Origin of the sequence: Kitasatospora xanthocidica, assembly GCF_014656195.1 — a bacterium.
GTDB lineage: Bacteria > Actinomycetota > Actinomycetes > Streptomycetales > Streptomycetaceae > Kitasatospora > Kitasatospora xanthocidica.
In genome coordinates, this window is the sequence record NZ_BNBY01000016.1 from 100,471 (window position 1) to 122,910 (window position 22,440).

General features: G+C 73.2%; 20 protein-coding genes and 2 pseudogenes. 12 read left to right on the top strand and 10 right to left on the bottom strand.

Translation table 11 applies throughout. The annotated features are described in order from the left end of the window. The first annotated feature begins 93 nt into the window (after window positions 1-93). From IE332_RS25475 to IE332_RS25485, 3 genes are read left to right on the top strand one after another with little or no spacing between them, the layout of a single operon-like run. Window positions 94-2,088 (top strand): glycoside hydrolase family 31 protein, encoded by a 1,995-nt coding sequence (locus IE332_RS25475; RefSeq protein ID WP_189920604.1) that lies wholly within the window; start codon window positions 94-96, stop codon window positions 2,086-2,088. A 17-nt stretch (window positions 2,089-2,105) separates the two neighbouring features. Beyond that, window positions 2,106-2,267, top strand: a complete 162-nt coding sequence (locus tag IE332_RS25480) for a hypothetical protein (protein ID WP_189920606.1) — start codon at window positions 2,106-2,108, stop codon at window positions 2,265-2,267. A gap of 5 nt (window positions 2,268-2,272) precedes the next feature. Then, on the top strand, window positions 2,273-2,704 hold the full coding sequence (locus IE332_RS25485; RefSeq protein ID WP_229928901.1) for a beta-L-arabinofuranosidase domain-containing protein: 432 nt from the start codon (window positions 2,273-2,275) through the stop codon (window positions 2,702-2,704). A gap of 172 nt (window positions 2,705-2,876) precedes the next feature. Here IE332_RS25485 and IE332_RS25490 read toward each other — a convergent pair whose 3' ends face one another. The 4 genes from IE332_RS25490 to IE332_RS25505 form a co-directional block, all read right to left on the bottom strand. Next, complete coding sequence (locus IE332_RS25490; protein WP_189920608.1) at window positions 2,877-4,304, bottom strand: GH1 family beta-glucosidase; 1,428 nt, start codon at window positions 4,302-4,304, stop codon at window positions 2,877-2,879. Between the two features lie 440 nt (window positions 4,305-4,744). Further along, entirely contained in the window at window positions 4,745-6,889 is a 2,145-nt protein-coding gene (locus IE332_RS25495) for an alpha-galactosidase (protein WP_189920610.1), read from the bottom strand. A gap of 887 nt (window positions 6,890-7,776) precedes the next feature. Then, window positions 7,777-8,067 carry a hypothetical protein gene (locus tag IE332_RS25500; protein ID WP_189920612.1) on the bottom strand — a complete coding sequence of 97 codons (291 nt, stop codon included), beginning with the start codon at window positions 8,065-8,067 and terminating at the stop codon, window positions 7,777-7,779. Beyond that, complete coding sequence (locus IE332_RS25505; protein ID WP_189920614.1) at window positions 8,064-8,879, bottom strand: phytanoyl-CoA dioxygenase family protein; 816 nt, start codon at window positions 8,877-8,879, stop codon at window positions 8,064-8,066. Before IE332_RS25505 ends, IE332_RS25500 begins: the two co-directional genes overlap by 4 nt. A 151-nt stretch (window positions 8,880-9,030) precedes the next feature. On the opposite strand from IE332_RS25505, the gene IE332_RS25510 reads away from it, so the two are divergent. After that, the gene (locus tag IE332_RS25510) at window positions 9,031-9,813 is read left to right on the top strand and encodes a helix-turn-helix transcriptional regulator (protein ID WP_189920756.1); all 783 of its coding nucleotides are present in this window, start codon (window positions 9,031-9,033) and stop codon (window positions 9,811-9,813) included. Between the two features lie 218 nt (window positions 9,814-10,031). Here IE332_RS25510 and IE332_RS25515 read toward each other — a convergent pair whose 3' ends face one another. Beyond that, the gene (locus IE332_RS25515) at window positions 10,032-10,433 is read right to left on the bottom strand and encodes a restriction endonuclease (RefSeq protein ID WP_189920616.1); all 402 of its coding nucleotides are present in this window, start codon (window positions 10,431-10,433) and stop codon (window positions 10,032-10,034) included. A gap of 859 nt (window positions 10,434-11,292) precedes the next feature. Between IE332_RS25515 and IE332_RS41205 the strand changes: the two are divergent. Both IE332_RS41205 and IE332_RS42450 read left to right on the top strand, forming a co-directional pair. After that, window positions 11,293-11,439 (top strand): annotated as a pseudogene (locus tag IE332_RS41205) (NF041680 family putative transposase); the annotation flags it as partial. Window positions 11,440-11,484: 45 nt separating this feature from the next. Continuing rightward, window positions 11,485-11,991, top strand: a complete 507-nt coding sequence (locus IE332_RS42450; RefSeq protein WP_373313837.1) for a restriction endonuclease — start codon at window positions 11,485-11,487, stop codon at window positions 11,989-11,991. Here the strand turns inward: IE332_RS42450 and IE332_RS25520 are convergent. From IE332_RS25520 to IE332_RS25540, 5 genes are all read right to left on the bottom strand, one after another. Beyond that, on the bottom strand, window positions 11,912-12,310 hold the full coding sequence (locus tag IE332_RS25520) for a hypothetical protein (RefSeq protein ID WP_189920618.1): 399 nt from the start codon (window positions 12,308-12,310) through the stop codon (window positions 11,912-11,914). The genes IE332_RS42450 and IE332_RS25520 overlap by 80 nt on opposite strands. A gap of 197 nt (window positions 12,311-12,507) precedes the next feature. Beyond that, a complete protein-coding gene (locus IE332_RS25525) occupies window positions 12,508-13,413 on the bottom strand; it encodes a ketopantoate reductase family protein (RefSeq protein WP_189920620.1) in 906 nt (301 codons plus the stop codon). A 44-nt stretch (window positions 13,414-13,457) separates the two neighbouring features. Continuing rightward, the gene (locus IE332_RS25530; protein ID WP_189920623.1) at window positions 13,458-14,204 is read right to left on the bottom strand and encodes a hypothetical protein; all 747 of its coding nucleotides are present in this window, start codon (window positions 14,202-14,204) and stop codon (window positions 13,458-13,460) included. Then, window positions 14,201-14,788, bottom strand: coding sequence for a hypothetical protein (locus IE332_RS25535; protein WP_189920625.1), 588 nt, complete (start codon window positions 14,786-14,788; stop codon window positions 14,201-14,203). The genes IE332_RS25530 and IE332_RS25535 overlap by 4 nt, the downstream gene beginning before the upstream one ends. Before the next feature lie 152 nt (window positions 14,789-14,940). Further along, on the bottom strand, window positions 14,941-15,594 hold the full coding sequence (locus tag IE332_RS25540) for a TetR/AcrR family transcriptional regulator (protein WP_189920627.1): 654 nt from the start codon (window positions 15,592-15,594) through the stop codon (window positions 14,941-14,943). Between the two features lie 143 nt (window positions 15,595-15,737). On the opposite strand from IE332_RS25540, the pseudogene IE332_RS25545 reads away from it, so the two are divergent. The 6 genes and pseudogenes from IE332_RS25545 (at window position 15,738) to IE332_RS25570 (ending at window position 22,301) form a co-directional block, all read left to right on the top strand. Beyond that, window positions 15,738-16,699 (top strand): annotated as a pseudogene (locus IE332_RS25545) (alpha/beta hydrolase). Window positions 16,700-16,863: 164 nt separating this feature from the next. Further along, window positions 16,864-18,174: an MFS transporter gene (locus IE332_RS25550; protein WP_229928902.1), complete on the top strand. Its 1,311-nt coding sequence runs from the start codon at window positions 16,864-16,866 to the stop codon at window positions 18,172-18,174. Then, window positions 18,171-18,554 carry a VOC family protein gene (locus tag IE332_RS25555; RefSeq protein WP_189920629.1) on the top strand — a complete coding sequence of 128 codons (384 nt, stop codon included), beginning with the start codon at window positions 18,171-18,173 and terminating at the stop codon, window positions 18,552-18,554. The genes IE332_RS25550 and IE332_RS25555 overlap by 4 nt, the downstream gene beginning before the upstream one ends. Before the next feature lie 129 nt (window positions 18,555-18,683). Further along, window positions 18,684-19,448: an ABC transporter ATP-binding protein gene (locus IE332_RS25560; RefSeq protein ID WP_189920631.1), complete on the top strand. Its 765-nt coding sequence runs from the start codon at window positions 18,684-18,686 to the stop codon at window positions 19,446-19,448. A gap of 5 nt (window positions 19,449-19,453) precedes the next feature. Continuing rightward, complete coding sequence (locus IE332_RS25565) at window positions 19,454-20,845, top strand: FtsX-like permease family protein (RefSeq protein WP_189920633.1); 1,392 nt, start codon at window positions 19,454-19,456, stop codon at window positions 20,843-20,845. Between the two features lie 169 nt (window positions 20,846-21,014). After that, entirely contained in the window at window positions 21,015-22,301 is a 1,287-nt protein-coding gene (locus IE332_RS25570) for a sensor histidine kinase (protein ID WP_373313835.1), read from the top strand. The last annotated feature ends 139 nt before the right edge of the window (window positions 22,302-22,440 follow it).

The following is a 22,440-nucleotide window of genomic DNA, read 5'->3' on the forward strand; positions in this document are numbered from 1 at the left end:
GCGGGGGGTGGCGGGCCCGGCTCGCGTGACGGAGGGGTCCCGGAAAACGACAGTGACACCACCCGACCGACCCCATGAACAGAGGAGCCAGCCTTGTCCTACACCGTCCGAACAGGCGCTCTGGAACGGCGTACCGCCGCAGAGATCCTCCGCATCGAGCCTTGGGGGCCGGACGCCGTCCGGGTGCGGGCCTCGTCCGGGACGATCGACCCCGCCGCTCCCGGTGCGCTGGAGGACCCGGGGCCCGCGCCGCACGCGGAGGTGTCCGTCTCGGACGACGGCAGTGCCCGCCTGGTCAACGGCCGCCTCGTGGTCGAGGCCGCGGCGGACGGCCGGCTGCGGTTCCTTCACGCGGCTTCGGGCCGCGAACTCCTCGCCGAGCGCAGCCCGTACGCGCAGCACGCCGGCTCCCGCGTCCACGCGGCGGGGGGCCGGACGGAACAGTCCTTCGAGGCGTACGACGGTGAGCGGCTGCACGGCCTGGGGCAGCATCTGCACGGGCGCCTGGACCAGAAGGGCTGTGTGATCGACCTCGTCCAGGCCAACACCGTGGTGACCGTCCCCTTCCTGCACTCCTCGCGCGGCTACGGACTGCTGTGGAACAACCCCGCCACCGGCCGCGTCGAGCTAGGCGCCGACACCACCCGGTGGACCGCCGACGGCGGCGGGCGGATCGACTACTGGATCACCGCCGGCGACACCCCGGCCCGGATCCTGGACTCCTACACCCGGGCCACCGGCCGCCCGCCCCTGCTGCCCGAGTGGGCGTCCGGGTTCTGGCAGTCGAAGCTGCGCTACCGCACCCAGGGCGAACTCCTGGCCGTGGCGCGGGAGTACAAGGAGCGTGGGCTGGCGCTGTCCGTCATCGTCTGCGACTTCTTCCACTGGCCGCGGATGGGCGACTGGCGCTTCGAGGAGAGCGAGTGGCCCGACCCCGCCGCCATGACGAAGGAACTCGCCGACCTCGGCGTCAAGCTCGCGGTCTCGGTGTGGCCCACCGTCGAACCCGACAGCGACACCTACGACGAACTGCGCTCGGCCGGGCACCTCGTCCGGGACACGGCCGGCGGCCTGCTCACCTTCCCGTGGCCCTCCCGGTTCGGCGGGGACGCGCTGATCCGCCCGATGGCGTACTACGACGCCACCCACCCGGGAGCGCGCGCCGCGCTGTGGCAGCGGCTGAACGACAACTACCGTTCGCTGGGCGTGGCGTGCTTCTGGCTGGACGCCTGCGAGCCCGACCTGCCCCGCCAGATCGCCGAGCGCGCCGTCTACGCGGCCGGGCCGGCCGCCGAGGCCGCGAACCTCTACCCGTTGGAGCACACCCGCGCGGTGGCCGACGGCCTGCGCACGGCGGGGGAGGACCGGCCGCTGTCGCTGGTCCGCTCCGCGTGGGCGGGCAGCCAGCGGCACGGGGCGCTGCTGTGGTCCGGCGACATCCCCACCACCTTCGACTCCCTCGGGCGTCAGATCAGGGCCGGGCTGAACGTCGCGATGAGCGGCATCCCCTGGTGGACCACCGACATCGGCGGGTTCTTCGGCGGGGACCCGACCGACCCCGGGTACCGCGAACTGCTGATCCGGTGGTTCCAGTACGGCACCTTCAGCCCGGTCATGCGGCTGCACGGTGACCGCGAGCCCAACCACCCCACGTTCTCCGCGGACATGACCGGCGGGCAGAACGAGGTCTGGTCGTACGGGGAGGAGGCGTACGGCATCCTGAGTGACCACCTGTTGCTGCGCGAGCGCCTGCGCCCGTACCTGCACCGCCTGTCCGAGGACGCCCACCGCACCGGCGCCCCGCCGATGCGACCGCTGTTCTTCGACGCCCCCGAGGACGAGCGCGCCTGGGACGTCGACGACCAGTTCCTGCTCGGCCCCGACCTGCTGGTGGCACCCGTGTACGAGGCGGGCGCCCGTTCCCGCCGGGTGTACCTGCCCTCCGGCACCCGCTGGCTCGACCCGGCCACCGGCCGCGTGCTGGAAGGCGGAACGACACTCGACGCCGAGGCCCCGCTGGAACGCATCCCGGTCTTCGTACGGGAAGGCGCCGACGTCGCGGCCCGGCTGACATCTTCTGAGGCCTGACGAATGAAGGAACGGTCGTGCAAGCTCTCCCTCGCGGCGCAGTGCGCCTTCTTCCCGGTCCCTTCCTGGACGCCCAGAGCACCGCCCTGGAACACCTGCTCTCCCTCGATCCCCACCGGCTCCTCGCACCCCTGCGCTGCTGGACGCCCACCGGTACGCCGGGTCGGACCTGGCGCTGACCGCGGTGCGAGGGCTGTCCGACTGGTGGGACCGGGTGGCGGCGGGGGTGGACGACGAGACCCACGAAGCCATGCTCTACGCGGAGTTCGGCGGGATGTGCGAGGGCCTTGCCGACCTCGCCGACGTCACCGGCAGGGACCGGTGCGCTGCCCCGGCGCGCCGGTTCCTCGACCGGCCCCTGCGCGGCCCGTTGCGCGAGCACCGCGACGTCCTCGACGGGATGCCCGCCGACACCCAGATCGCCAAGGCCGTCGGACACCAGCGGCTCGGCGAGGTCGCGGGCGACTCGCGGCCGCGACCGTGCGGCGGCGTGTGGGCTTCCGGGGCGCCGGCTGCCGGGCGGTGGTCCGGTCGTCAGCCGACATGTGGGCTTGCCTCCGGAATGCGTGGACAGCCACGGGGGCGGGCCGCAGCCGAGTGCGGTCCGCCCCGGTGATGCACCCCTGGGTGCCCACCCGGCCCGGAAAGGTCGCCGCCCGGTCGAAGGCTCTTCCTCCGGGTTCTCCCGCACCCGGTTCGCTGTGGCTCGCGACGAGTCGGATGTGCCGGACGGCCACGACGGGGAGCCGGCGAGCGCCGCGCTCTCCGCCGGTTCCCCGTCCGAAGGTCTAGTCCAGTCCGCCGCGGCGGATGGCCTCGGAGTACCAGTGGGCGCTGGACTTCGGGGTGCGCTTCTGGGTGGCGTAGTCGATGTGGACGATGCCGAAGCGCTTGCTGTAGCCGTACCCCCACTCGAAGTTGTCCATCAGCGACCACAGGTAGTAGCCCCGGACGTCCGCGCCGGCGGCGATCGCGTCGGCGACGGCTTCGAGATGGTCGCGGACGTAGGCGGTCCGCTCGGGGTCGTGGACGGTGCCGTCGGGCGAGACGGTGTCGTCGAAGGCGGCGCCGTTCTCGGTGACGAGCAGGGGCAGGCCGAACTCGTGGTGCAAGGCGGTGAGGGTGTCGGAGAGGCCGGTGGGGTCGATCGGCCAGCCCATCGCGGTCACGTCCTCGTTGGCGCGGTGGAAGGCGACGTCCTCGGCGCCCGGCCACACCGAGTGCGAGCCGGTGCCGTGCCCGTCCTCGCGGGGGAGCCGTTCGCCGTTCGCCGGGGAGGAGACGACGGTCGGGGCGTAGTAGTTGAGGCCGAGCAGGTCGATGGGGCGGGAGGTCTCGGCGAGGTCGCCGTCGTGGACCAGGGTGTCCCAGTCGACCAGGTGGGCGGTGTCCTTGAGGAGGTCGTCGTCGTAGCGGCCCTTGAGCATCGGGCTGGTGAAGATCCGGTTGCCGACGGCGTCGATCCGGCGGGCTGCCTCCCGGTCCTCCGGGCGGTCGCTGCGCGGTCGCACCGCGTGCAGGTTCAGCGAGACGGAGAGTCGGGCGGAAGCGGGCAGCGCGGCGCGCAGGGCGCCGACGGCCAGGCCGTGGCCGAGGTTGAGGTGGTGGGCTGCGCGCAGTGCGTCGGCGGCGTCGGTACGGCCGGGGGCATGGGCGCCGGCGGCGTACCCCATGAAGGCGCTGCACCAGGGCTCGTTGAGGGTGATCCAGGTGGGCACGCGGTCACCGAGGGCCTCGGCGGTCAGGGCGGCGTACTCGGCGAAGCGGTAGGCGGTGTCGCGGGCCGGCCAGCCGCCGGCGTCCTCGAGCTCCTGGGGGAGGTCCCAGTGGTAGAGGGTGGCGGCGGGGGTGATGCCGTGCTCCAGCAGTTCGTCGGTGAGGGCGCGGTAGAAGTCGAGGCCGGGCTGGGAGAGCGGGCCGCGCCCGGTGGGTTGGATGCGGGGCCAGGCGATGGAGAAGCGGTAGGCGGTCAGGCCGAGGTCGGCCATCAGGCGGACGTCTTCGCGGAAGCGGTGGTAGTGGTCGACGGCGGTGTCGCCGGTGTCGCCGTTCTCGGTCCTGCCGGGGGTGTGGCTGAAGGTGTCCCAGATCGAGGGGGTGCGGCCGCCCTCGGTAGTCGCCCCCTCGATCTGATAGGCGGCGGTGGCTGCGCCCCAGGCGAAGCCACTCGGGAACGGGCGTCGGGCAGGGCGGTTGTCGGACGGGACCGTGGTCATGGCGGGTGTGCTCCCGAGGAGTTCGGCGGATAGGGGGCCGACCGGCCGAGGGACGCCGGCCCGGGGCCGGTCGGGGGCGAGCGGGTCCGCCGGGACGGCTGGTGTTTCAGTGCTTCCTCCACCGCCGGCGCGCCTCGCCCCGGCGCTTCGTGAGCGGGTCGGTGCGGTGGTTGCCGGTCGGACGAGTCGTCGATCGAAGCGCTTCGATTCCTCGCCCAACCTAGGGAACCGGTAGCAGTGCGTCAAGGCGCTTGCCGGGCAACAGGATTGCGCGAGGAGACGCACGAGGTCCAACCACGGCGGGGACGGCCGGGCAGCGGCCGGGGCGCCCGCGCGGCGGCCCGGACAGCTTCCCGTCGAACCAGAGCGCGCCGGACCGCGGCACAGCTCCGCCCCGGCTGCAGGGGTCCTGCTCCTGCGGCCGGGGCGGGGGATCACTCCTACGAGGCCGACGGCTGCGCCTGCGCCTGCGCCTCGACGACCAGCGCGTGGCCGGGGTGGTTGGTCAGGGCCGGGGCCGCGAGGCCGACTTGGGCGAGGTACCGGCCGGTCAGGGTGATCGCGGACGCCCGTCGTGCCCAGGCGGGCCAGGTGTGATCGGGGGAGGAGAGTTCGGGGCGCACCCGCACGGTGTAGTGGGTCTCGGGGGCCAGGCCCGGGAGGCGTACGGGTGCGCCGTTCTCGGTGACGGAGGTCTCCAGCTGGACGTAGGCGAAGACGGCGTGGGTCCGGTCGCGCGAGACGACGCCGTGGACCCAGGCGGCCGGGTCGGGGTGGTCGGTACGGACGACGTCGCCGCCGTGGAGCAGCGGCCGCAGCTGCTTGTAGGCAGTGACCCACGCGGTCAGCGCGGCCAGGTCGTCCTGCGACCAGGTCGAGAGGTCGGATTCGATGCCGGCGTGACCGAACAGGGCGGTGGCGCAGCGGAAGGCGAGTGTGGTGTCGCGGTGGCTGATGTGGGCGGGGGCGGAGCCGATGTGGGAGCCGATCAGCTCGTGGGGCAGGAGCAGGCCGGTCCAGCGCTGGATGGCCTGGCGTTCGATCGGGTCGATGTTGTCCGATCCCCAGATCCGGTCGGTGCGTTCGAGGATGCCGAGGTCGGCGCGGGCTCCGCCGGAGGAGCAGGACTCGATCTCCAGCCCGGGGTGGCGGCCGCGCAATTCGTCCAGGAGCCGGTAGACCGCCGTGGTCTGCGCGTGGACGCCGGGTCGGCCGTCGTGGACGGCGTCGGCGAGGTCGCGGTTGTGGTCCCACTTGAGGTAGTCGATCCCCACCTCCCCGACGAGGGTGCTGAACCGCTCCAGCAGGTAGGCGTGGGCGCCGGGGTGCGCGACGTCCAGGACGTGCTGGCTGCGCTGCTCGAACGGGAGGCGTTCGGGGTCGGCCAGGAACCAGTCGGGGTGGGCGCGGGCCAGGTCGGAGTCGGGGTTGACCATCTCGGGCTCGACCCAGAGGCCGAACTGCATGCCGAGCCCGCGCACGTGGTCGGCGAGCGGGCGGAGCCCGTCGGGCCACACCTTCTCGTCGACGTACCAGTCGCCGAGGCCGGCCCGGTCGTGGCGGCGGTGCCGGAACCAGCCGTCGTCCACGACGAACCGCTCCACCCCGACCGCCGCCGCGGTGTTCGCGAGGGCGCGCACCCGCTCCGGGTCGTGGTCGAAGTAGACGGCCTCCCAGATGTTCAAGGTGACCGGCCGGGCGGAGTTCGGGTGCCGGGGCCGGCTCCGGAGCATGTCGTGGAATCCTCGGCTGATCCCGTCCAGACCCGCGCCGGAGGTCGCGAAGTACACCCACGGGGTTTGGTACGACTCGCCCGCCGCCAGCCGGATCTCACCCGCGTCCAGCAGTTCGCCGCCGCCGAGGACCGTCGTCCCGTCGGCCAGCCGCTCCGCGTACTGGACGTGGTTGCCGCTCCAGGCGGGATGCACGCCCCAGACCTCGCCGTGCCGGAAGCCGAAGTTCTCGGTACCGGCGAGCAGCAGCCCGGCGTCGAAGCCGGTGCGGCCACGCCGGCTCTCCCTCGACCACACGCCCTGCCGCAGCGGAGCGCGCTGCGGGGAGCGCTCCCGGGCCCAGCGGCCCGCGAAGTCCATCAGCTCCGCGGCCTGGGCGGGCACCGGCAGCACGCAGGCCAGCCCGTCCAGGGTGTAGGTGTCCGTGACCGTGTTGGTCAGGGTGTGGCGCAGCCGCACCACGCCCTGCTCCGTCATCTGCAACTCGGTGTCCAGCGCGAGCCCCGCGCCGGCGTCCAGGGCCCGCACGTGTACGGTGCCGCCCCGGCCGTCCTGGGCACGCACGGCGACCGGTTCGGCGAGCTCGAAGCGCAGGGGGCGCACCCGGCCGTCGCGGTGCCCGGACAGGGCCGGACGTCCGAACCAGCCCCAGCCCTGCCCCTGGGAGGGCATCAGACTCCCGGCCTGGTGGCGCGAGGTCCGGCCCATGGCATCGAGCACCTGTGCGGCATCGCCGGCGCGGAAGCCGGGATCGACGCCCCAGTGCAGCACCCGGGGCATCTCGGGTCCGGTGGCGTCGAGCGCGAGGGCCGTGTCACCGGCCGACAGCACGACGAGGTTCGCCTCAGTCATTTCGTCCTCGTTCAGGGGATGGTCCTGGTCCAGTGCCCGGCGGGCGCCACGCCGAACCCACGGCAGCACGACTGCCAGGGGAGACGGGGGCGATGCGGTCACCGCAGTGGTCACCGAGCCGTGCCCGGCGCGGAAGCGTCCTCATCCGCCCGAGGCACGGCCGGAGCCGTCCGGCCCACGGACCCGTTCGGGTCCGTTAGCGCTCACAAACTGCCCTTGCCGACGCGTTCGCCGGTTCGGGCTCCCTTCGTCGGCGGGTTGGTTTCCGCCCCCCCGCCGACGGAGTGCACTCCTAGAGATAACACGTTCGCCCTCGCGCTGAACATCCCATGGCCAGGAATGGACGCAGGAGTCGCGATAGCAGGCCAGGACTTGCAAAGCCGCTCAACAGGCACTACCTGTCGCAGGATTTGAGCAGTGCGTCCACTCCACGGCGGCCTGTATACATCCCATGTCCGATCGCGGGCCAGTTCATCCGCGCCGCACCTCTTGCCGGTATCGCTGAACGCCCGTTGAGGAGGGCACCGCCCACCAGGCCGGCGGCGCCCGCCCCGATCGGCGCGCCGGCGCGGCGGCCCCCTCCGCCGGTCCTGGCTCCACCCCGTCGGTCTCCGGCGGGGTTTGGAAGGGTGGCGGGGATGGCCGGGCCCCGGACCGGCAGCGGTGCGGGTGCCGGCGGTCGGCTGTAGCACGTCGACGCCGATTCCCCGCGGAGTCAGGAGTGCTGAGACCCACAGCGCCGCGTCCGGGGGACTCGCGACCGAGGTCGAAGCCGTGCGACGCGACACGACGACGTCGGCGGCGACCCTGGAGCTGCGCGGCTGAAAGGCTCACTGACCTGCGCGGTCCGGAGGCCGGCCGGGCGGGCCGGTGGTCCCTCGGGCACGTCATGGCGCCGACGTGTCGACGATCCGTTCGAAGAAGAACTCGTGCTTGAGGAAGGAGACGTCGTACTCGTGTCCCGGGTACGGCGGGATCAGCTGCGCGGCCTGGAACAGCCGCCAGCCGTCCCGGAGCGCCGCCACCCCCGTCTCGTACGGCGGCTCGTCGCTGTCGCCGGTGGTGGGCGAGGTGCGGCCGGTGCCGTCGTACCTCGCCCAGCCTACGACGTGGGAGTCCAGCGCGGAGCTGGAGAGGTAGAGCACCAGTATCTGCTGCCGGGCCGAGTCGGTCGTCATGGCGTCTTCCCCCCGGGACGGTTGGAGACCCTGGTCACCCAGTGGTCGAGGTCGTAGCTGTCGTCGCCGGTCAGCGCCCGCCACAGCAGGATGCGGTTGTACCGCTCCAGGCGACCGGTCGCCCCCTCGTACCACGGGAACATCGCGTCCAACTCGGTATTCACCTGTGGGTCGTGGAGATCCGACGTGTCCCACAGCCGTTGTTGACGCACCGTCGGATTGAAGCGGATCTTGAACATGTAGCGCAGCGTGTCGCTGTCGTTGCGCCGGCCCCCGTGCCAGAGGCCGTGGTGCAGAAACACCACCGTCCCGGCCGGGCAGACCAGCCGGTCCTGTCCGAGCAGGTTCTGGTAGCGGCCGGTGTCCGACTCGTTGGTCCGGCGCAGATGGCTGCCCGGCACGCTGAGGGTGCCGCCCATCTCCAGCGTCACCGCCTGCGGGTAGTACATCAGCTGCACGTCGAAGGCGTCCGGACGGACATCGATGATGGCATCCCCGTGCAACGCCTGGGCGTCGCCGCCGTGAGGTTCGCGAGTGTGCACGAAGTGGTGGTCCACCCAGGGCTCGGGGCCCACCATGCTGCGCAGTGCCCCTGCGACCTGCGGCAGTTCGAGCAGCCTGCGGACGAACGAGCCTTCGGGATAGGCCGCGGACAGGGGCGTTCCGTACGGCACCGGCGGCACGTCGTCAGCCAGCACCCCCAGACCCTCGGCGTTCAGCTCGGCCGGGACCACTGCGTCCAGCCGAAGCGATCCGCGCGCGACGAAGCGCGCCATCTGTACTGAGCTGAGCAACTCCTGCCTGTTCTCCATGACGGCAACGCTAGGCCCGCCCGCAACCCTCCCGCGTGGGCCGCGTTCACCCAGTAGTGGTCGATTCTCACCCTGCCGCCCGCCCGGTGCGGGTGAATCGGGGCTCGCGGCCCTGGATCGGACTGCGGACGCCGTGGTAGAACACGTGACCATGCACACGGCCATCGCCCGTCTCGACGAGCCTCCGCAACTCGCCGCCGTCGGCATCGGCGTGCACGGGCCGGCCGGCCACGTGGACGTGTTCTCGCTGCCGGACCTGTGGCAGCTCCATCTGTACAGCTACGACGCCGACTTGACTGTCGACGGTACCGAGCACTCGATCCGCCCCGGCCGGGTCGGCCTCGTACCGCCCGGGACCGAAGTCCGCTACCGCTACCGGGGCCGGTCCGAACACCTCTACGCCCACTTCCGCCTGGGCACCGGGGGAGCGGCCACGAGCATCCCGGTGGTTCAGCAGGCTGGTCCAGAACTGGGTTTCCTCACCGTGCAGTTGCAGCAGGCGTTGGCCGCCTGGCCGCACACGCCATCGCGGGCGGTCGCCGAGGTGTGGGGTGCCCTGTGGCGGATCGCCCGGCTCACCCCGCCACGGGAGCGGAGCGCGCGGGCCGTCCATCCCGCGGTGGCAGCCGCAGTGGCCTTGGTCGAGGCGCGGCTGACGGAGCCCCTGACGGTGCCGGAGATCGCGAAGACCGTGGGTGTCTCCCACAACCACTTGACACGGCTGTTCCGGGCTGCCACGGGGGAGACGGTGGTCGGCTACATCCGGACCCGGCGGATGGAGCGGGCGCGGCATTTCCTGCACGCCACCACGCTCTCCATCACGGCCGTCGCCGCTTCGGTCGGCATTCCCGACCTGCAGGCGTTCAACAAGACTTGCCGTCGTGAACTCGGGGCGTCTCCACGCGGCATCCGTGCCGCCCGTCCCGTCCAGTGACGGCTGGCGCAGACTGCCGGATCGGACCGTGCCCTGCGGTGTTTCACTGGAGTTGGTCTATGGACCATGCCTGATCTCCGTCGAGGAAACAGGCGGCTCGTCGGCTGGGCCGCGGGCGGCCGCCGACGGCGCTGTAGAGGACCGTTCCGCTGGTGCCGGCGGCGGACGGCGCTGTCGGCACCGTGGACGGGGCCGGCGGTGCCCCTTGACCCGGTACATCACCGGGGAGCCGACCTTTCGCCGACTGTGGTGTGCTTCGCCTGCAACACGATCCGGCCCAGCGCCGGATGCTGGCCGATCACGTCGGCGGCCTGGTCGCCCTGCCGGCCGACCTGCCGCGCCGTCCAGCCGTCGCGGACCAGGAGGTCCCGCAACGCGAACTCGAACTCCTGGTCGTCCAGCGCGTCGATGCCGTTCAGGGTCAGCCGCAGACCGGCCAGTCGCGCCGCGCGGGCGCGATCGGCGTTTCGGCGCCGCACCCACCACAGCGCCGCGCCGACGAGGGTTGTGGCGGCGAGAGCAGCGAGGGCGGGCCAGTGCCGGGCGGCGACCCGGGGGCCGGCGGTCGCGGCCTGAGCGAGCAGGGTGGCCACCGCCGGGGCGGCGACACCGGCCGCCATGTGCTCGGTGGCTCCCCGGGGCCGGCGCAGCCACCGGCGTCGCCCGCGAGCCATCACGGCGCCACTGGGGCGGAGGTGGCCGTCGGCGCCGGATTGTTCGGCGTTGCGGTGCCGGTGTCGCCGAAGCCGATGAAGTGGCTCCACAGCCACACCGGCGCTCAGGCGCCGACGATCGTCCAGCCGCTCATTTTCTTCGCGCTCGGCCGCGGGGTGCGTCGGATGTGGCTGTGGACGACGTGGTATCCCTCGGGCACCGGCATCGGATGGTCTCCCCTCCCGTCGGCGGGCCGCCCCTCGCGGCCCGTTCCGCCCTCTGATGTAGCAGTTCCCTCCGACACGAACTGACGGAACGTCGACCATTGATCGCTGGGCGCAACGGGATTCGGGCACAGCTGGTGATTTAACGCCTGGCTTCGAACAGGCGAGCCTGGTGATCACCGATCCGGCACTCCTGGGGCGGTGGGACGGCCACCGCGTTCAGCTGACACCAGATCGTTGCCACGATCTCGCTCTCACCAGCAAAAACGCACTCAGGCTCTGCATACGATCACCCTGTGAATGAAACGCACGGCATAGTTCAGTGGATGATCAACCTGCTCTGGGAAGACACGGTCGAGCAACTCGGGGTCGTTGCTCTCACCGTCGTTGGCATCGGTTCCCTCGCTCGAATCGAGCGGTCACGACGGGCGGCGGGACGTTGATCGCATGAGGTACCGCCAGGCTTAACGTCCGGCTTCGAACACGTGGGCACAGCGATCACTGTTCCGAGTGTTCCTGGGACAGCGGAACGGCCTTCGCGTGATCCTGAACTCGACCAAGAGGTAATGGACTTGTCGCGAAGGCCGTTGTGGTGAGTGTGGTGGAAGAGGGCGTGCAGTGCGAGCCGTTCGCGGAACTGTCACGCTTCCGGGGGGTCTTCTACAACTGCCTGACCGGGCGGCGTGACGCTCTGTTCGAGCGGACCGACGCGGTGCTGTGCACCGAGGGCCCGGTGAAGACCCTGGTCGGCCCACCGCTGCGCCGATTCCTCATGGTCCGCGCCGGCATCGCCATGCGGTTCACGCTTGCCCGCACCAGGGCAGCGGCGTCCGTCACCGGCCGTATTGAGCAGTGGACCCACCGACCGGTGCGTCAGGCGACGCCCGCGGAACCCGTCGCGTCCTACACACGGCGCTCCCTCGATCACACCCTGGAGGCGTTCGAGGCCGCCACACCGACCCGCTTCGAGGAGATGTGCCGCGAACTGGTGGTACGCGACGGATTCAGCGACGCCGTACGGGTCGGTGGCGCCGGGGACCTCGGGGCCGACGCCTGCGCATCTACCCCAGGCCGCGAAGTCGGCGACCGGGGCGGGCCGGGTTGTCGGGCATGGCGGCGTTGCCGGGCGCGGTGGCGGCCGGTGGTGGGGTGTTCCCGGCCCGGTCGGTGCGGGCCGGGAGCGGTGGTTCCCGGTGGTGCGGGTCGGTCCGTGGGTCCGGTCAGGCCCCGGCGCAGGCCTTGGTCACCTCGCCGGCGGCGCCGGCGATCGCCCCGAGGTCGGGCTGCTTGTCGTTGTTGACCTGGTCGATGGCGTTGTCGACGGCCTTGACGAGCTTGTCGGCCGCCTTGTCGAGCTTGCCCCCGCCGTCCTGCCGGACCTTCTTGGCGTCGTCGACGAGCTTCTTCAACGCGTTGACGGTTTGCTGGCGGCGCTGGTCGTCGACGATCTGGCCGACGTTGCCCGCCGCGTCCGAGAGGTCCTGGACGTCTCCGGCGATGCTGATCGCGCGTTTCCCGCAGTCGATGGCTTGGTCGGCTTCCTTGCACGAGGTGAAGAACGGGGCCGCGAGGAGCACCGCGAGTACGGTGGCGGCCAAGCGGTACGGCTTCCTTGTCATGTCAGTATCCCTCCCGCCCTGCTGAACGCCGCGGTGCCGTACGGCGGTTCCGGCGAGGCGGGTGAACGGCTGGCAAATCCTTTTCCTCGTCCTGAATGTGATGCTCAGTCAGTCGTTTTCGGGGGTTCGGCCGGGCGGACCGGAGGCCTCCGCTCCGTTGAGGCCGGCGCAGGCCTGCCGGGCGCCGGCCGGTCCCGTCATCGTGTGGCGGTCCCGGAGAGTTCGGCGACCAGGCGGGTGAAGGTCGGGACGGCCACCCCGTGGGCGTCGGCCGCCCGCAGGATCGCGCCGCCGATGGCGTCGAGCTCGGTCATGCGTCCGGCCTCCGCGTCGCGCTGCATCGAGGACTTCATCGTCCCCGGGACTCGGTCGACCAGCGCGAGCAGCGTCTGGGCGTCCCCGGGTGCGCCGACCACCCGGGTGAGGGCGACGACCTCGGCCAGGGCGGCCAGGAGTTCGGGCCGGTGGGCGGTGCGGACAGTGCCCACGTCGGCGGCGTGGCGGGTGGTGAGCAGGGCCAGCGGGGCGAGGAAGGAGAACTTGCTCCAGAGCATCGCCGTCTCGTCCTCGCACAGTGTCACGCTCAGGCCGCTGTGCCGCAGCCGCTCGGCGAACTCCTGGACGGGGGCGGCCGTCGCGGTGGGCGCGGCGAGTTCGACGGCGGTGAACGGGCTGGTGTGCTCGATCCGTCCGGGAGCGGTCCGGGTGGTCTCGACCCGGATGGTGCCGGCCACGACCCGGGCGGCCGGGTAGCGCTCGCGCAGCACCGCCATGTGCTCCAGGCCGTTGAGCAGTGGCACCACGATGCCGGTGCCGAGCAGGTCCGGGGGGAGCCGGTCGAGCGCGGCCGTCAGCGCCGTCTCCTTGACGGTCACGAAGGCGGCGTCGACCGGCTCGCGCAGCTCGGTGGCCGCCTCCACGCGGGCCGTGAACTCGCCGAACTGCGCGCTGCGGACGCGAAGTCCGTCCCGGTCGATGGCCGCGGCGGTCTCCTCGCCCGCCAGGCAGACGACCCGGTGGCCGTCGCGGGCGAGCAGTGCGCCGATCAGTCCGCCGACGCCGCCCGGTCCGAGGACCGCGACGGTCAGGGGGGTGGTGGTCATGCTGACTCCCGTCAGTGAGAAGGGGGTTGGCGAGGGACGGACGGTCACGGGATGTCCCAGGAGAAACGGCCCTCCAGACCGTCCGGGCTGAGGAAGCCGAATCCGTCGCCGTTGCCGAAGTCGAGGAAGTACGGATCGTCCTCGTACGGGGCGTCCGTGAGCGCGAAGAGGAACCGCCACGGGGCGGGGACCTCGGCCCGGCCGCTCGGGAACGAGGGGAGGCCGCCGATGTGGTCGTGCACGTGACCGCCGTCCGGGAACCGTACCTCGGGGCCCTCGCCGCGCAAGTGCCGCTGGAAGGCCGCGCGTTCGTCCATCGACCGGTCGAGCTCGGGCTCCAGCGGCAGCAGATCGAGGTGGAACTCGACGGGCGTCTCGCCGCCGTCGGGCTCGCGGCGCCACAGCGTACGGCCGCGGGTGCCGGGCGGGCCGATCACGGCGAAGGCGGGGATCCGCCCGCCCGGCTGGACGAGCAGCAGGGCGTCGCCCGCCTCCGGGTCGGGGCCGGCCATCATGCCCTCGTCCGCGGCGAGGAAGAGGTAGGCGAGCCGCGGTTCCTCGCCCGGGACGGGGAACTGGCCGATGAACACCAGCGGTTCACCGGTGGCGGGGGAGAGCGGCCAGGTGGGACCGGCCAGCCAGCACGGTTCGCCGCCGAGCTTGGGGACGGGCGCGGTGATCGGCCGCTCGGACGCCCGGGGGACCAGGCGGAGGCGGGGGAGGAAGGCGGCGTCGTGCGGACCGGTGGCGGTGCCGGTGGGCCGCGGGACCGGCGCGAGGGGCGCGGTCATCGGGTGGCTCCGGTGTCGTCGTCGGCTGCGGTGTCGTCGTTGCCCTCGGTGGCCTGGTAGAGGGAGACGACGTCGAAGCTGAACGGCCCTTCGTGGCGCGGCTTCCGGCCCGGCGCGGACGGCCCCCACGCGGCGGACGACCCCCGCGGCGCGGACGGCCGACCCGGCGGGTGGTGGCAGGAGAGGTGGAGCGGGTGGTGGTGGAGGGTGCCGCGGATGGGGTCGGGAACCGGCAGCCCCTCGGCGCGCAGCGCCTCGACCAGTTCGAGGGCCGGCCAGCCGAGCAGGTCGATCCCGCGGTAGCCGACCGGGCAGACGGGACGGTCGTCGCTCGGGTTCCGGCCGACCGTCACACTGCGGAGGCGGTCGCGGTCGTCCGCGCACAGGGTGACGCTCACCCCGGGCAGCTGGAAGGCCAGCGCCCAGCTGCACCCGCAGACGAAGGTGTTCCGCACCCCGTCGGGCAGCAGCCCGCCGTGCGGGGCCAGCAGTGCGCGCACCGCCGTCTCGGTGAGGCCGAAGCCGAGTTCGGGCAGCGGCGCCGGCAGGCGCACGCCCCGGCCGGGCAGCAGGTCGATGGTCACCCGATCATGATTCCTCGTACGGCGGGCGGACGGGAGACCGGGGCGGGAAACGGTGGGTGATCCGTCCGGGCCTGGCCGGATCGCACCCGTGATCCGGCCGGTCGGGTGATCCGGGCGGTCAGCTGATCAGGTCCGTCAGGGGATCCGGTCCGTCAGGTGATCCGGGCCTCGATGTGGGCGAGTTGGGCGGCGAGGACCTCCTCGAACGCGGCGCGGCGGTCCGCTCCGAGGGGGCGGATGTCGCGGGCGAAGTGGGCCAGGGCGGGGAAGCGGTCGGGGTCGGCGCCGAGCACCGCGACGCGGAACTGCTCCATGGCCTGCTCGTACTCCGTGGGGGTGATGGTGCTGATGCCGGCGTCGGAGGCGATCAGCGCGGCGAGGAGGAGCACGATGCGGTGGTACCGCACCGGGACCTCCTCGTCGGGCAGGCCGGACGCGCGCAGTGCCTGCAGCAGCTCCTCCATGACCAGTCGGGATCCGGTGCCGCCGGACGCGTAGCGTCCCCACACCGCGGCGAGTTGGGGCTGCTCGCCGAAGGCCTCGCGCAGGCGCAGGGCCAGGGCGGTGATGCGCTGCTTCCAGTCGCCCTCGGGGCGGTAGCCGTCCATGGCGGCCAGCAGGATCCGGTCGGCGACCGCGCGAAGCAGTTCGGTCTTGTTGCGGAAGTGCCGGTAGAGGCTGGAGGAGTCGGTCCCGAGCGCTGCGGCGAGTTTGCGCACGCTGAAGGAATCGGCGTCGCCCGTGCGCAGCAGTTCTGCCGCCGTGTCCAGGATCTCCTCGGTCGACCATCGCCTTCGGCCGGTCATCTCGTTCCTCTCGTCCGGGCTCAGCCTAACTTATGCACTTGGTGATGCACGCACTGCGTGCATAATGAGGGCAACGGGCGGCACGGCCAGGACGGCATGCCAGGGCGGCACACCCGTATCCGGTCGGGAGGAGAGAAGGACATATGAGCGAGACCACTGCCCCGGTACGGCCGGCCGCGCCGGACTTCTCGGCGATCACGGCCGAGGAGCTGCGCGCCTACCGCGACGCGGAGAACCGCTTCCGGGCCTCCGGCGCGGCGCGGGCGCTGCTAGGCGAGCCGGACACCGGTGCCACGATCGGCTGGCAGGAGGTCGCGCTGCCCGGCCGTGACCTCCCGGTCCGGGTGTACCGGCGGTGTCGACGGGAGACGGCGAAGCCGACACCCGAGGCGACCTGCCACTCGTGCTCCATGTCCATGGCGGCGGCTTCGTGGGAACGGCGGCGCAGTGCGACTGGACCAACAGCCACCTCGCTGCGGAGCTGCCCGCCGTCGTCGTCTCCGTCGAACACCGCCTCCTCGCCCCCGGCAGCCCGCTCGCCGACGCCGTCGACGACGGCTGGGACGTGCTCCGGCACGTCCTGCGGCACGCCGCGCGGTGGGGCGTCGACCCGGCGCGCGCGGCCGTCTTCGGTGAGAGCTGCGGCGCATTGATCGGCGCGCTGGCCGCCGTCCGGGCCAGGAGGGCCGGCCTGGAACTCAAGGCGCAGGTACTGGTCAACCCCGTGGTCGACGTGACCGGGACGATGTTCGACCACCCCTCGGTCACCGAGTACGCGGACAGCCCGACCCTGACCCTGCCGCAACTGCGGTTCTTCCAGCGGCTCGCCGTCCCGCCGGGCACCGACGCCGGGGCGGTCTCGCCGCTGTACACGGACGACCTGGGCGGGCTCGCTCCGGCGCTCGTGGTGCTGCCCACCCGGGACGCGGTCGCCGACCACGGCCGCCGCTACGCCGAGCGGCTGCGCGAGGCGGGGACCCCCGTGCGGCTCTCCGAATACCCGGGAGCGAAGCACGCGTTCCTCACCTTGCCCGGCGTGGAGCCACAGGCCGGGGCCGCCCGGGCGGAGATCCTCGCGTTCCTCCGCGCGGCCCTGGCGAAGTGACGGAGGGACGACGCACCCCGCCCTCGGCCCCGACGGCGCGACGGCCCGACGCCCCGACGGCGCAACGGTGGAACGTCGACCCCGGCCGGGCCGACCCATGCGATCGGCTCACGTACCGCCCGCTGATCACCGACAATGACGATCCACGAGTGACGGGAGGCGCCGTGCCGCGCTCCGAACCGCTGCCCCGTACCGTCCGCCTGCTGCTGCTCGCCCGGGTCGTCAACCGGCTCGGGGCCTTCTCGCTGCCGTTCCTCACCGCGCTGATCAGCACCGACCACGGGGCGAGCCTGACCGCCGCCGGGCTGGTCAGCGCCGCCTTCGGGCTCGCGACGATCCCCTCGCGGCTGGTCGGGGGACACCTGGCGGACCGGATCGGCCGGCGCACGACCATCGTGCTGGGGCTCTGCGGGTGCGCCGCCGCGCAGCTGGCGATCGCGGCCTCCGCGTCGCTGACCTGGGCGGTCGCCGGGGCGGTGCTGCTCGGGCTGGCCTTCGAGCTCTACGAGCCCCCGAGCCAGGCGATCATCGGCGAGTCCGTGCCGGAGCACCAGCGGGTGCGGGCGTTCAGCCTGTTCAGCGCCGCGCTCGCGGCGGGCGGCATGGGTGCGGGGCTGCTCGCGGCCCTGCTCGGCCGCTGGGACCTGCGCTGGCTCTTCGTCACCGACGCCGCCACGTGCCTGGCCTGCGCCCTGCTGATCCGGCTGGCCCTGCCCCGCGACCGGCCGGCACCGCCCGGCGCGGGCAGGGACGACACCGCCGTACGACCGTTGCGCGACCGGGCCCTGCTGACGGTCCTGGCCACCGGGACCGCCTACGCGCTGATCAACCAGCAGGCCGTGATCACCCTGCCGCTCGCACTCTCGCGGCAGGGCCTGCCCGCCGCCGACGCCGGGCTGTTGTTCACCGCCGCCGCGGCCACCACCGTGCTCGCGCAGCCGCTGATCCGGCTGCCCTGGACGACCCGGCTCACCACACCCGTCGCGCTCGCCCTGGCCCATCTCCTCCTGGCGGTGGGGCTGACCGGCTACGCCGTCGGCCGCACCCTGCCGGTGCTGCTCGCCTCGGCCGCCGTGGCGAGCCTCGGCGATCTGCTGGTCATGGGGCGCGTCTACGCACTGGTCACCGAGCTCGCGCCACCGGGCGGAAGCGGCCGCTATCTGGCGGTCTTCGGTACCAGCTGGGGGATCGCGGCGACGCTCGCACCCGTCCTCGGCACCCAGCTGCTCGCCCGCGCGGGGACGACCGCGCTGTGGTCCGCCATGGCCGTGTTCTGCCTCCTGCTCGCCGCGCTGCACCTTCGGGTGACCCCGGAGTCGGCCCGGTCGACGGTCCCGGGAGACGCCTCGGAAAGCGGCTCGGGAAACGCCTCGGGAGACGTCTCGGAAAGCGCCTCGGAAAGCGGCTCGGGAAGCGCCTCGGGTGACGACCCCCTCGGAGGAGTCGAGCCCTCCCCGGTACGGTCGGGGCCATGAGTGAATCCGATGATCTGTTTGTTGGGCTGCATCATGTCCAGATCTCCATCCCGGCGGGTTCGGAGGACCTGTGCCGGGAGTTCTGGGGCGGCGTCCTCGGCATGACCGAGCTGGAGAAGCCGCCGGTGCTGGCGGCGCGGGGCGGGTGCTGGTTCCGCAGCGGCGGGTTCGAGATCCACCTGGGTGTGGAGGAGGGGTCCAGACCGGCCCGCAAGGCGCACCCGGGCATCCTGGTGAGGGGGCTGGAGGAGGTGGCCGAGCGCTTGGCGGCGGCCGGGCACGAGGTGCTGTGGGACGGCGAGTTGCCCGGCTACGACCGCTTCCACGCCTTCGACAAGCTGGGCAACCGCCTGGAGTTCCTCCGGCCGCGGGCAGCCTGACCGCCTGCCGGCCCTTCCGGAGGTGTCACCAGCACCACTTCCGGGGTTCGGTTTTCCGAACCCCGGATTCGGGGGCCAGCACAATCGATCTTCCGGTCCCGGACGCCCACGATGGAGGGCATGAACGGGATGACGACAGCCGCAGCCCCGGCGGCGCATGACGGGGCGACGGGCACGGCCCTGAGCGGGGACGGACTGCACCGCGAGTACGGGCGGGGCGCGGCAGCCGTCCGGGCCTTGAACGGGGTGTCCGTGGCCTTCGCGCCGGGGACGTTCACGGCGGTGATGGGGCCCTCCGGCTCCGGCAAGACCACCCTGCTGCACTGCCTGGCCGGGATGGACCGGCCGACCCTGGGCACCGTGCGCTGGGGTGGCACGGAGGTGTCCGGACTGCCCGAGCGGCGCTTGGCGGAGCTGCGCCGCACCCGGATGGGCTTCGTCTTCCAGGCCTTCAACCTGATGCCCGCGATGACCGTCGCCCAGAACGTCGAGCTGCCGGGGCGGCTGGCCGGTCGGCCGCCGGAGCGGGACCGGGTACGGGAGGCGCTGGCCCGGGTCGGGCTGGCCGGGCGCGAGCGGCACCGGCCCGGGCAGCTGTCGGGCGGCCAGCAGCAGCGGGTGGCGATCGCCCGGGCGCTGGTCGCCCGGCCGGAGGTGCTGTTCGCCGACGAGCCGACGGGCGCGCTCGACCGGGCGACCGGGCACGACATCCTCGACCTGCTGCGCACGGGCGTCGACGTCGACGGGCAGACGTGCGTGATGGTCACCCACGACCCGGTGGCCGCCGGGTACGCGGACCGGGTGCTGCTGCTCGCGGACGGGCTGCTGGTGGACGAGCTGATCAGGCCGACCGCCGCACAGGTCGGCGAGCGGCTGAGCCGGCTGGGCGGGTGAGCGCGATGAGCAGTCCTGTCCTGGCCCTGTCCGCGGGGCAGATCCGGCGCCGGCCCGCGGCCTTCGCCGGCCTGGCCGCGGCGCTGCTGCTGGCGACGGCGGCGGTGACGCTGTTCGGCTCGCTGGTCGCCGCGCAGGTGACGGCTCCCCGTTCGGTCGCGCGGGCACCGGTGGCCGGGCCGGGCGTGCTGGTGATCGCCGGCGCGTTCGGCGAGATCGCCGTGCTGGTCGCGCTGTTCACCGTGGTCAACGCGCTCGGCTTCACCCTGCGTCAGCAGCACCGTGACCTCGCCCTGCTGCGCACCGTCGCGGCGACGCCCCGTCAGGTGCGGCGGGTGGTGCGCGCCCAGGTCGTGGCGACCGTCCTGCTGGCGGCCGTGCCCGGCTGCGCGGTGGGGCTCCTCGCCGCCCGGGCCTTCCTCGCCGCCCTCCAGCGGCGCGGGATGGCGGCGCCCGGACTGCGCATACCCGGGACGCCGGTGCCGATGCTGATCGCGCTCGGGGTGGCGCTGCTGGTCGGCCTGGCGGCGACCGCGGCCGCGGCCTGGCGGGTCACCCGGCCCGCGCCGGCCGTCGCCCTGACCGAGGGGACGGGCGGTGCACGACCGACCGGAGTGCTGCGGCCGCTGGCCGGGGCGGCCGTGCTGGCGGGAGGGGTGCTGCTGCTGCGGCTGGCCGCGACCAGGCCGGCCGGGGAGCTGGACAAGGCGGCGCAGGCCGCGTTGCTCGGTTCGCTGGTGCTGCTGGCCGCGGTCGCCCTGCTGGGGCCGTTGGCCGCACGGGCACTGGCCGCCGCGCTGGGCCTTCCGGTCCGGGTGCTCGTCCCGCGGGCCGGCTGGCTGGCCGACGCGAATCTGCGCGGCTACGCGGCCAGGCTCTCCTCGGCGGTGGTTCCGGTCGCGCTGCTGGTCGGGCTGGCCGGCACGATGTTGATCATCACCAGCACCGCCGAGCGCGCGGCCCGGGCGAGCGGTGCGATGACCAGCGTGACCAAGGCGAGCGACGTCTGGCTGCGGCAGGCGGAACTCGGACTGCTGGTCTGCTTCGCGGCGGTCTCCACGGTCAACACCCTGGTCGCGCTGACCGCCGACCGGCGTCGCGAGTTCGCGCTGCTGCGGCTGGTCGGAGCGACGCGGCGGCAGCTGCTGCGGATGCTGTCCGTGGAAGCGGTCCTCACCACGGTGGTCGGCGTGCTGCTGGGCGCGGCGGTGGCGGTCGCGGCCTCGGGGGCGTTCAGCTGGGCGGTGCGGGGGACGGTGGTGCCGGCGATGCCGGGCGCCGGTTGCGCCTGGGTGGTGCTGGGCGCGGCGGCCCTGACGGTGCCCGGGATCGTGGGCACGGGGCTGTGGGCGACGGGTGGGTCGGCGGTGGAGTCGGTGGGCGTGGACCGGGGGTGAGGTGACAGGCCGTCGGCGGGGCACGGGCGCGTGTGCCGTGAGGGCGCCTCGCAGAGGGCGATGCGGTGCCTGGGCGGGGAGTACGAGCGGCGGTGTCGGGGGAAAGGACGGCGGATGCGGTGATCCGGTGGCGTCTGGTGGATGCTGGGTCGGCGGGTGAGGTGTGAGGGTGAGGGGTGCGGTGGACGGCGGTGCGCTGGGCGACGGTGAGGCGAAGGCGGTGACACGGACGGTGGCTCAGTGGCGGCCGCGACTGGCGGTGCGGGGTGACGAGGTGGCGTTCGCCGTCCTCGGACTGCCGCTGGGTGTCCTCGGCGGCGTCTACGCCGTCGCCGCCCTCTACGGTGGCGCGCTGTTCTCGCTCACCGTGCTGGGCCTGCCGTTCGTCGTGGCCGCGCTGCTCGGGGCCCGGCGGATCGGCCGGTTGCACCGCTGGCTGGTCGAGTCGCTGCTCGACGAGACGGTGCCCGAACCGGCGCCGCTGCCGCGCCCGCCCGGGATGTTCGCCCGGGGCCGGGCGGTGCTGACCGATCCGGTGGGCTGGCGGGTGCTGCTCTACCTCCTTCTGCGGCTGCCCGTGGGGGTAGGGGGCTTCCTGGCCGCGGTGGGCCTGCCCCTCGGGTCCCTCTGGGTGACGGGATTCCCGCTCTGGGTACGGCTGTTGGAGCCGGGAGCGAGGCCGGTCGGCTGGTCCGACATCGGCGCGGTCCCGGTCGGGTTCCTCCTGCTGGCCACCGTACCCGCCGTACTGCGGCTGCTGAGCCGGGCGAACCGGTCCCTCGCCCGGACGCTGCTCGGCCCGGTGCGCTCCCAGCAGCGGGTGCGCGAGCTGGAGACCGCCCGGGCCACCCTGCTGGCCGAGAACAGCGGACGGCTGCGGCGTCTGGAACGCGACCTGCACGACGGCACCCAGGCACAGCTGGTCGCGCTCGCCATCACCCTCTCCCTGGCCGACGACGCCCTCGCCGACCCGGAAGAGCCCGACCTCGGACGGCTGCGCACCCTGGTCGACCGGGCCCGGGGGCAGACCGACGACACCATCACGGGCCTGCGCCGGCTGACCCGGGGCATCCACCCGGTGGCGCTGGACGGAGGGTTGGCCGAGGCGCTGCCCGGACTCACCGCCACCTCGCCGGTGCCGGTCACGGTCCGGCTGGACCTGCGGGAGCGGCCGGAGGAGGTGATCGAGCGGGCCGTCTACTTCTGCGCGGCCGAACTGCTCACCAACGTGGCCAAGCACAGCGACGCGCGATCGGCGGAGCTCGCCGTGACCGCGGCCGACGGGAGGGTCCGGTTGACCGTGCGTGACGACGGGCGCGGCGGCGCCTCGATCGGCGCGGGCACCGGTCTGGCCGGTCTGGCCGAACGGCTCGCGGCGGTGGACGGGGTGCTGCGGGTGGACAGCCCGCCGGGCGGGCCGACCGTGGTCAGCGCCGAGCTGCCGAGCCGGTTGTGACGGCGGCCCAGGGAGGGTGGGGCCGGTATGAACGACGCTCCTGAACGACGCCGGATGAGCGCCGTGGCAGGAGCGCCACCGGATGAGCGCCGCTGCATGAGCGGCGCCCGTCGGGCATGTCCGGGAGCAGCCCCTCGGC

Coding starts and splice junctions, on each gene's coding strand:
- IE332_RS25490 (WP_189920608.1), bottom strand. CDS start 4,304: ATGACCACGGTCCCGTCCGACAACCGCCCTGCCCGACGCCCGTTCCCG.
- IE332_RS25495 (WP_189920610.1), bottom strand. CDS start 6,889: ATGACTGAGGCGAACCTCGTCGTGCTGTCGGCCGGTGACACGGCCCTC.
- IE332_RS25500 (WP_189920612.1), bottom strand. CDS start 8,067: ATGACGACCGACTCGGCCCGGCAGCAGATACTGGTGCTCTACCTCTCC.
- IE332_RS25505 (WP_189920614.1), bottom strand. CDS start 8,879: ATGGAGAACAGGCAGGAGTTGCTCAGCTCAGTACAGATGGCGCGCTTC.
- IE332_RS25510 (WP_189920756.1), top strand. CDS start 9,031: ATGCACACGGCCATCGCCCGTCTCGACGAGCCTCCGCAACTCGCCGCC.
- IE332_RS25515 (WP_189920616.1), bottom strand. CDS start 10,433: ATGGCGGCCGGTGTCGCCGCCCCGGCGGTGGCCACCCTGCTCGCTCAG.
- IE332_RS42450 (WP_373313837.1), top strand. CDS start 11,485: ATGCGGTTCACGCTTGCCCGCACCAGGGCAGCGGCGTCCGTCACCGGC.
- IE332_RS25520 (WP_189920618.1), bottom strand. CDS start 12,310: ATGACAAGGAAGCCGTACCGCTTGGCCGCCACCGTACTCGCGGTGCTC.
- IE332_RS25525 (WP_189920620.1), bottom strand. CDS start 13,413: ATGACCACCACCCCCCTGACCGTCGCGGTCCTCGGACCGGGCGGCGTC.
- IE332_RS25530 (WP_189920623.1), bottom strand. CDS start 14,204: ATGACCGCGCCCCTCGCGCCGGTCCCGCGGCCCACCGGCACCGCCACC.
- IE332_RS25540 (WP_189920627.1), bottom strand. CDS start 15,594: ATGACCGGCCGAAGGCGATGGTCGACCGAGGAGATCCTGGACACGGCG.
- IE332_RS25555 (WP_189920629.1), top strand. CDS start 18,171: ATGAGTGAATCCGATGATCTGTTTGTTGGGCTGCATCATGTCCAGATC.
- IE332_RS25560 (WP_189920631.1), top strand. CDS start 18,684: ATGACGACAGCCGCAGCCCCGGCGGCGCATGACGGGGCGACGGGCACG.
- IE332_RS25565 (WP_189920633.1), top strand. CDS start 19,454: ATGAGCAGTCCTGTCCTGGCCCTGTCCGCGGGGCAGATCCGGCGCCGG.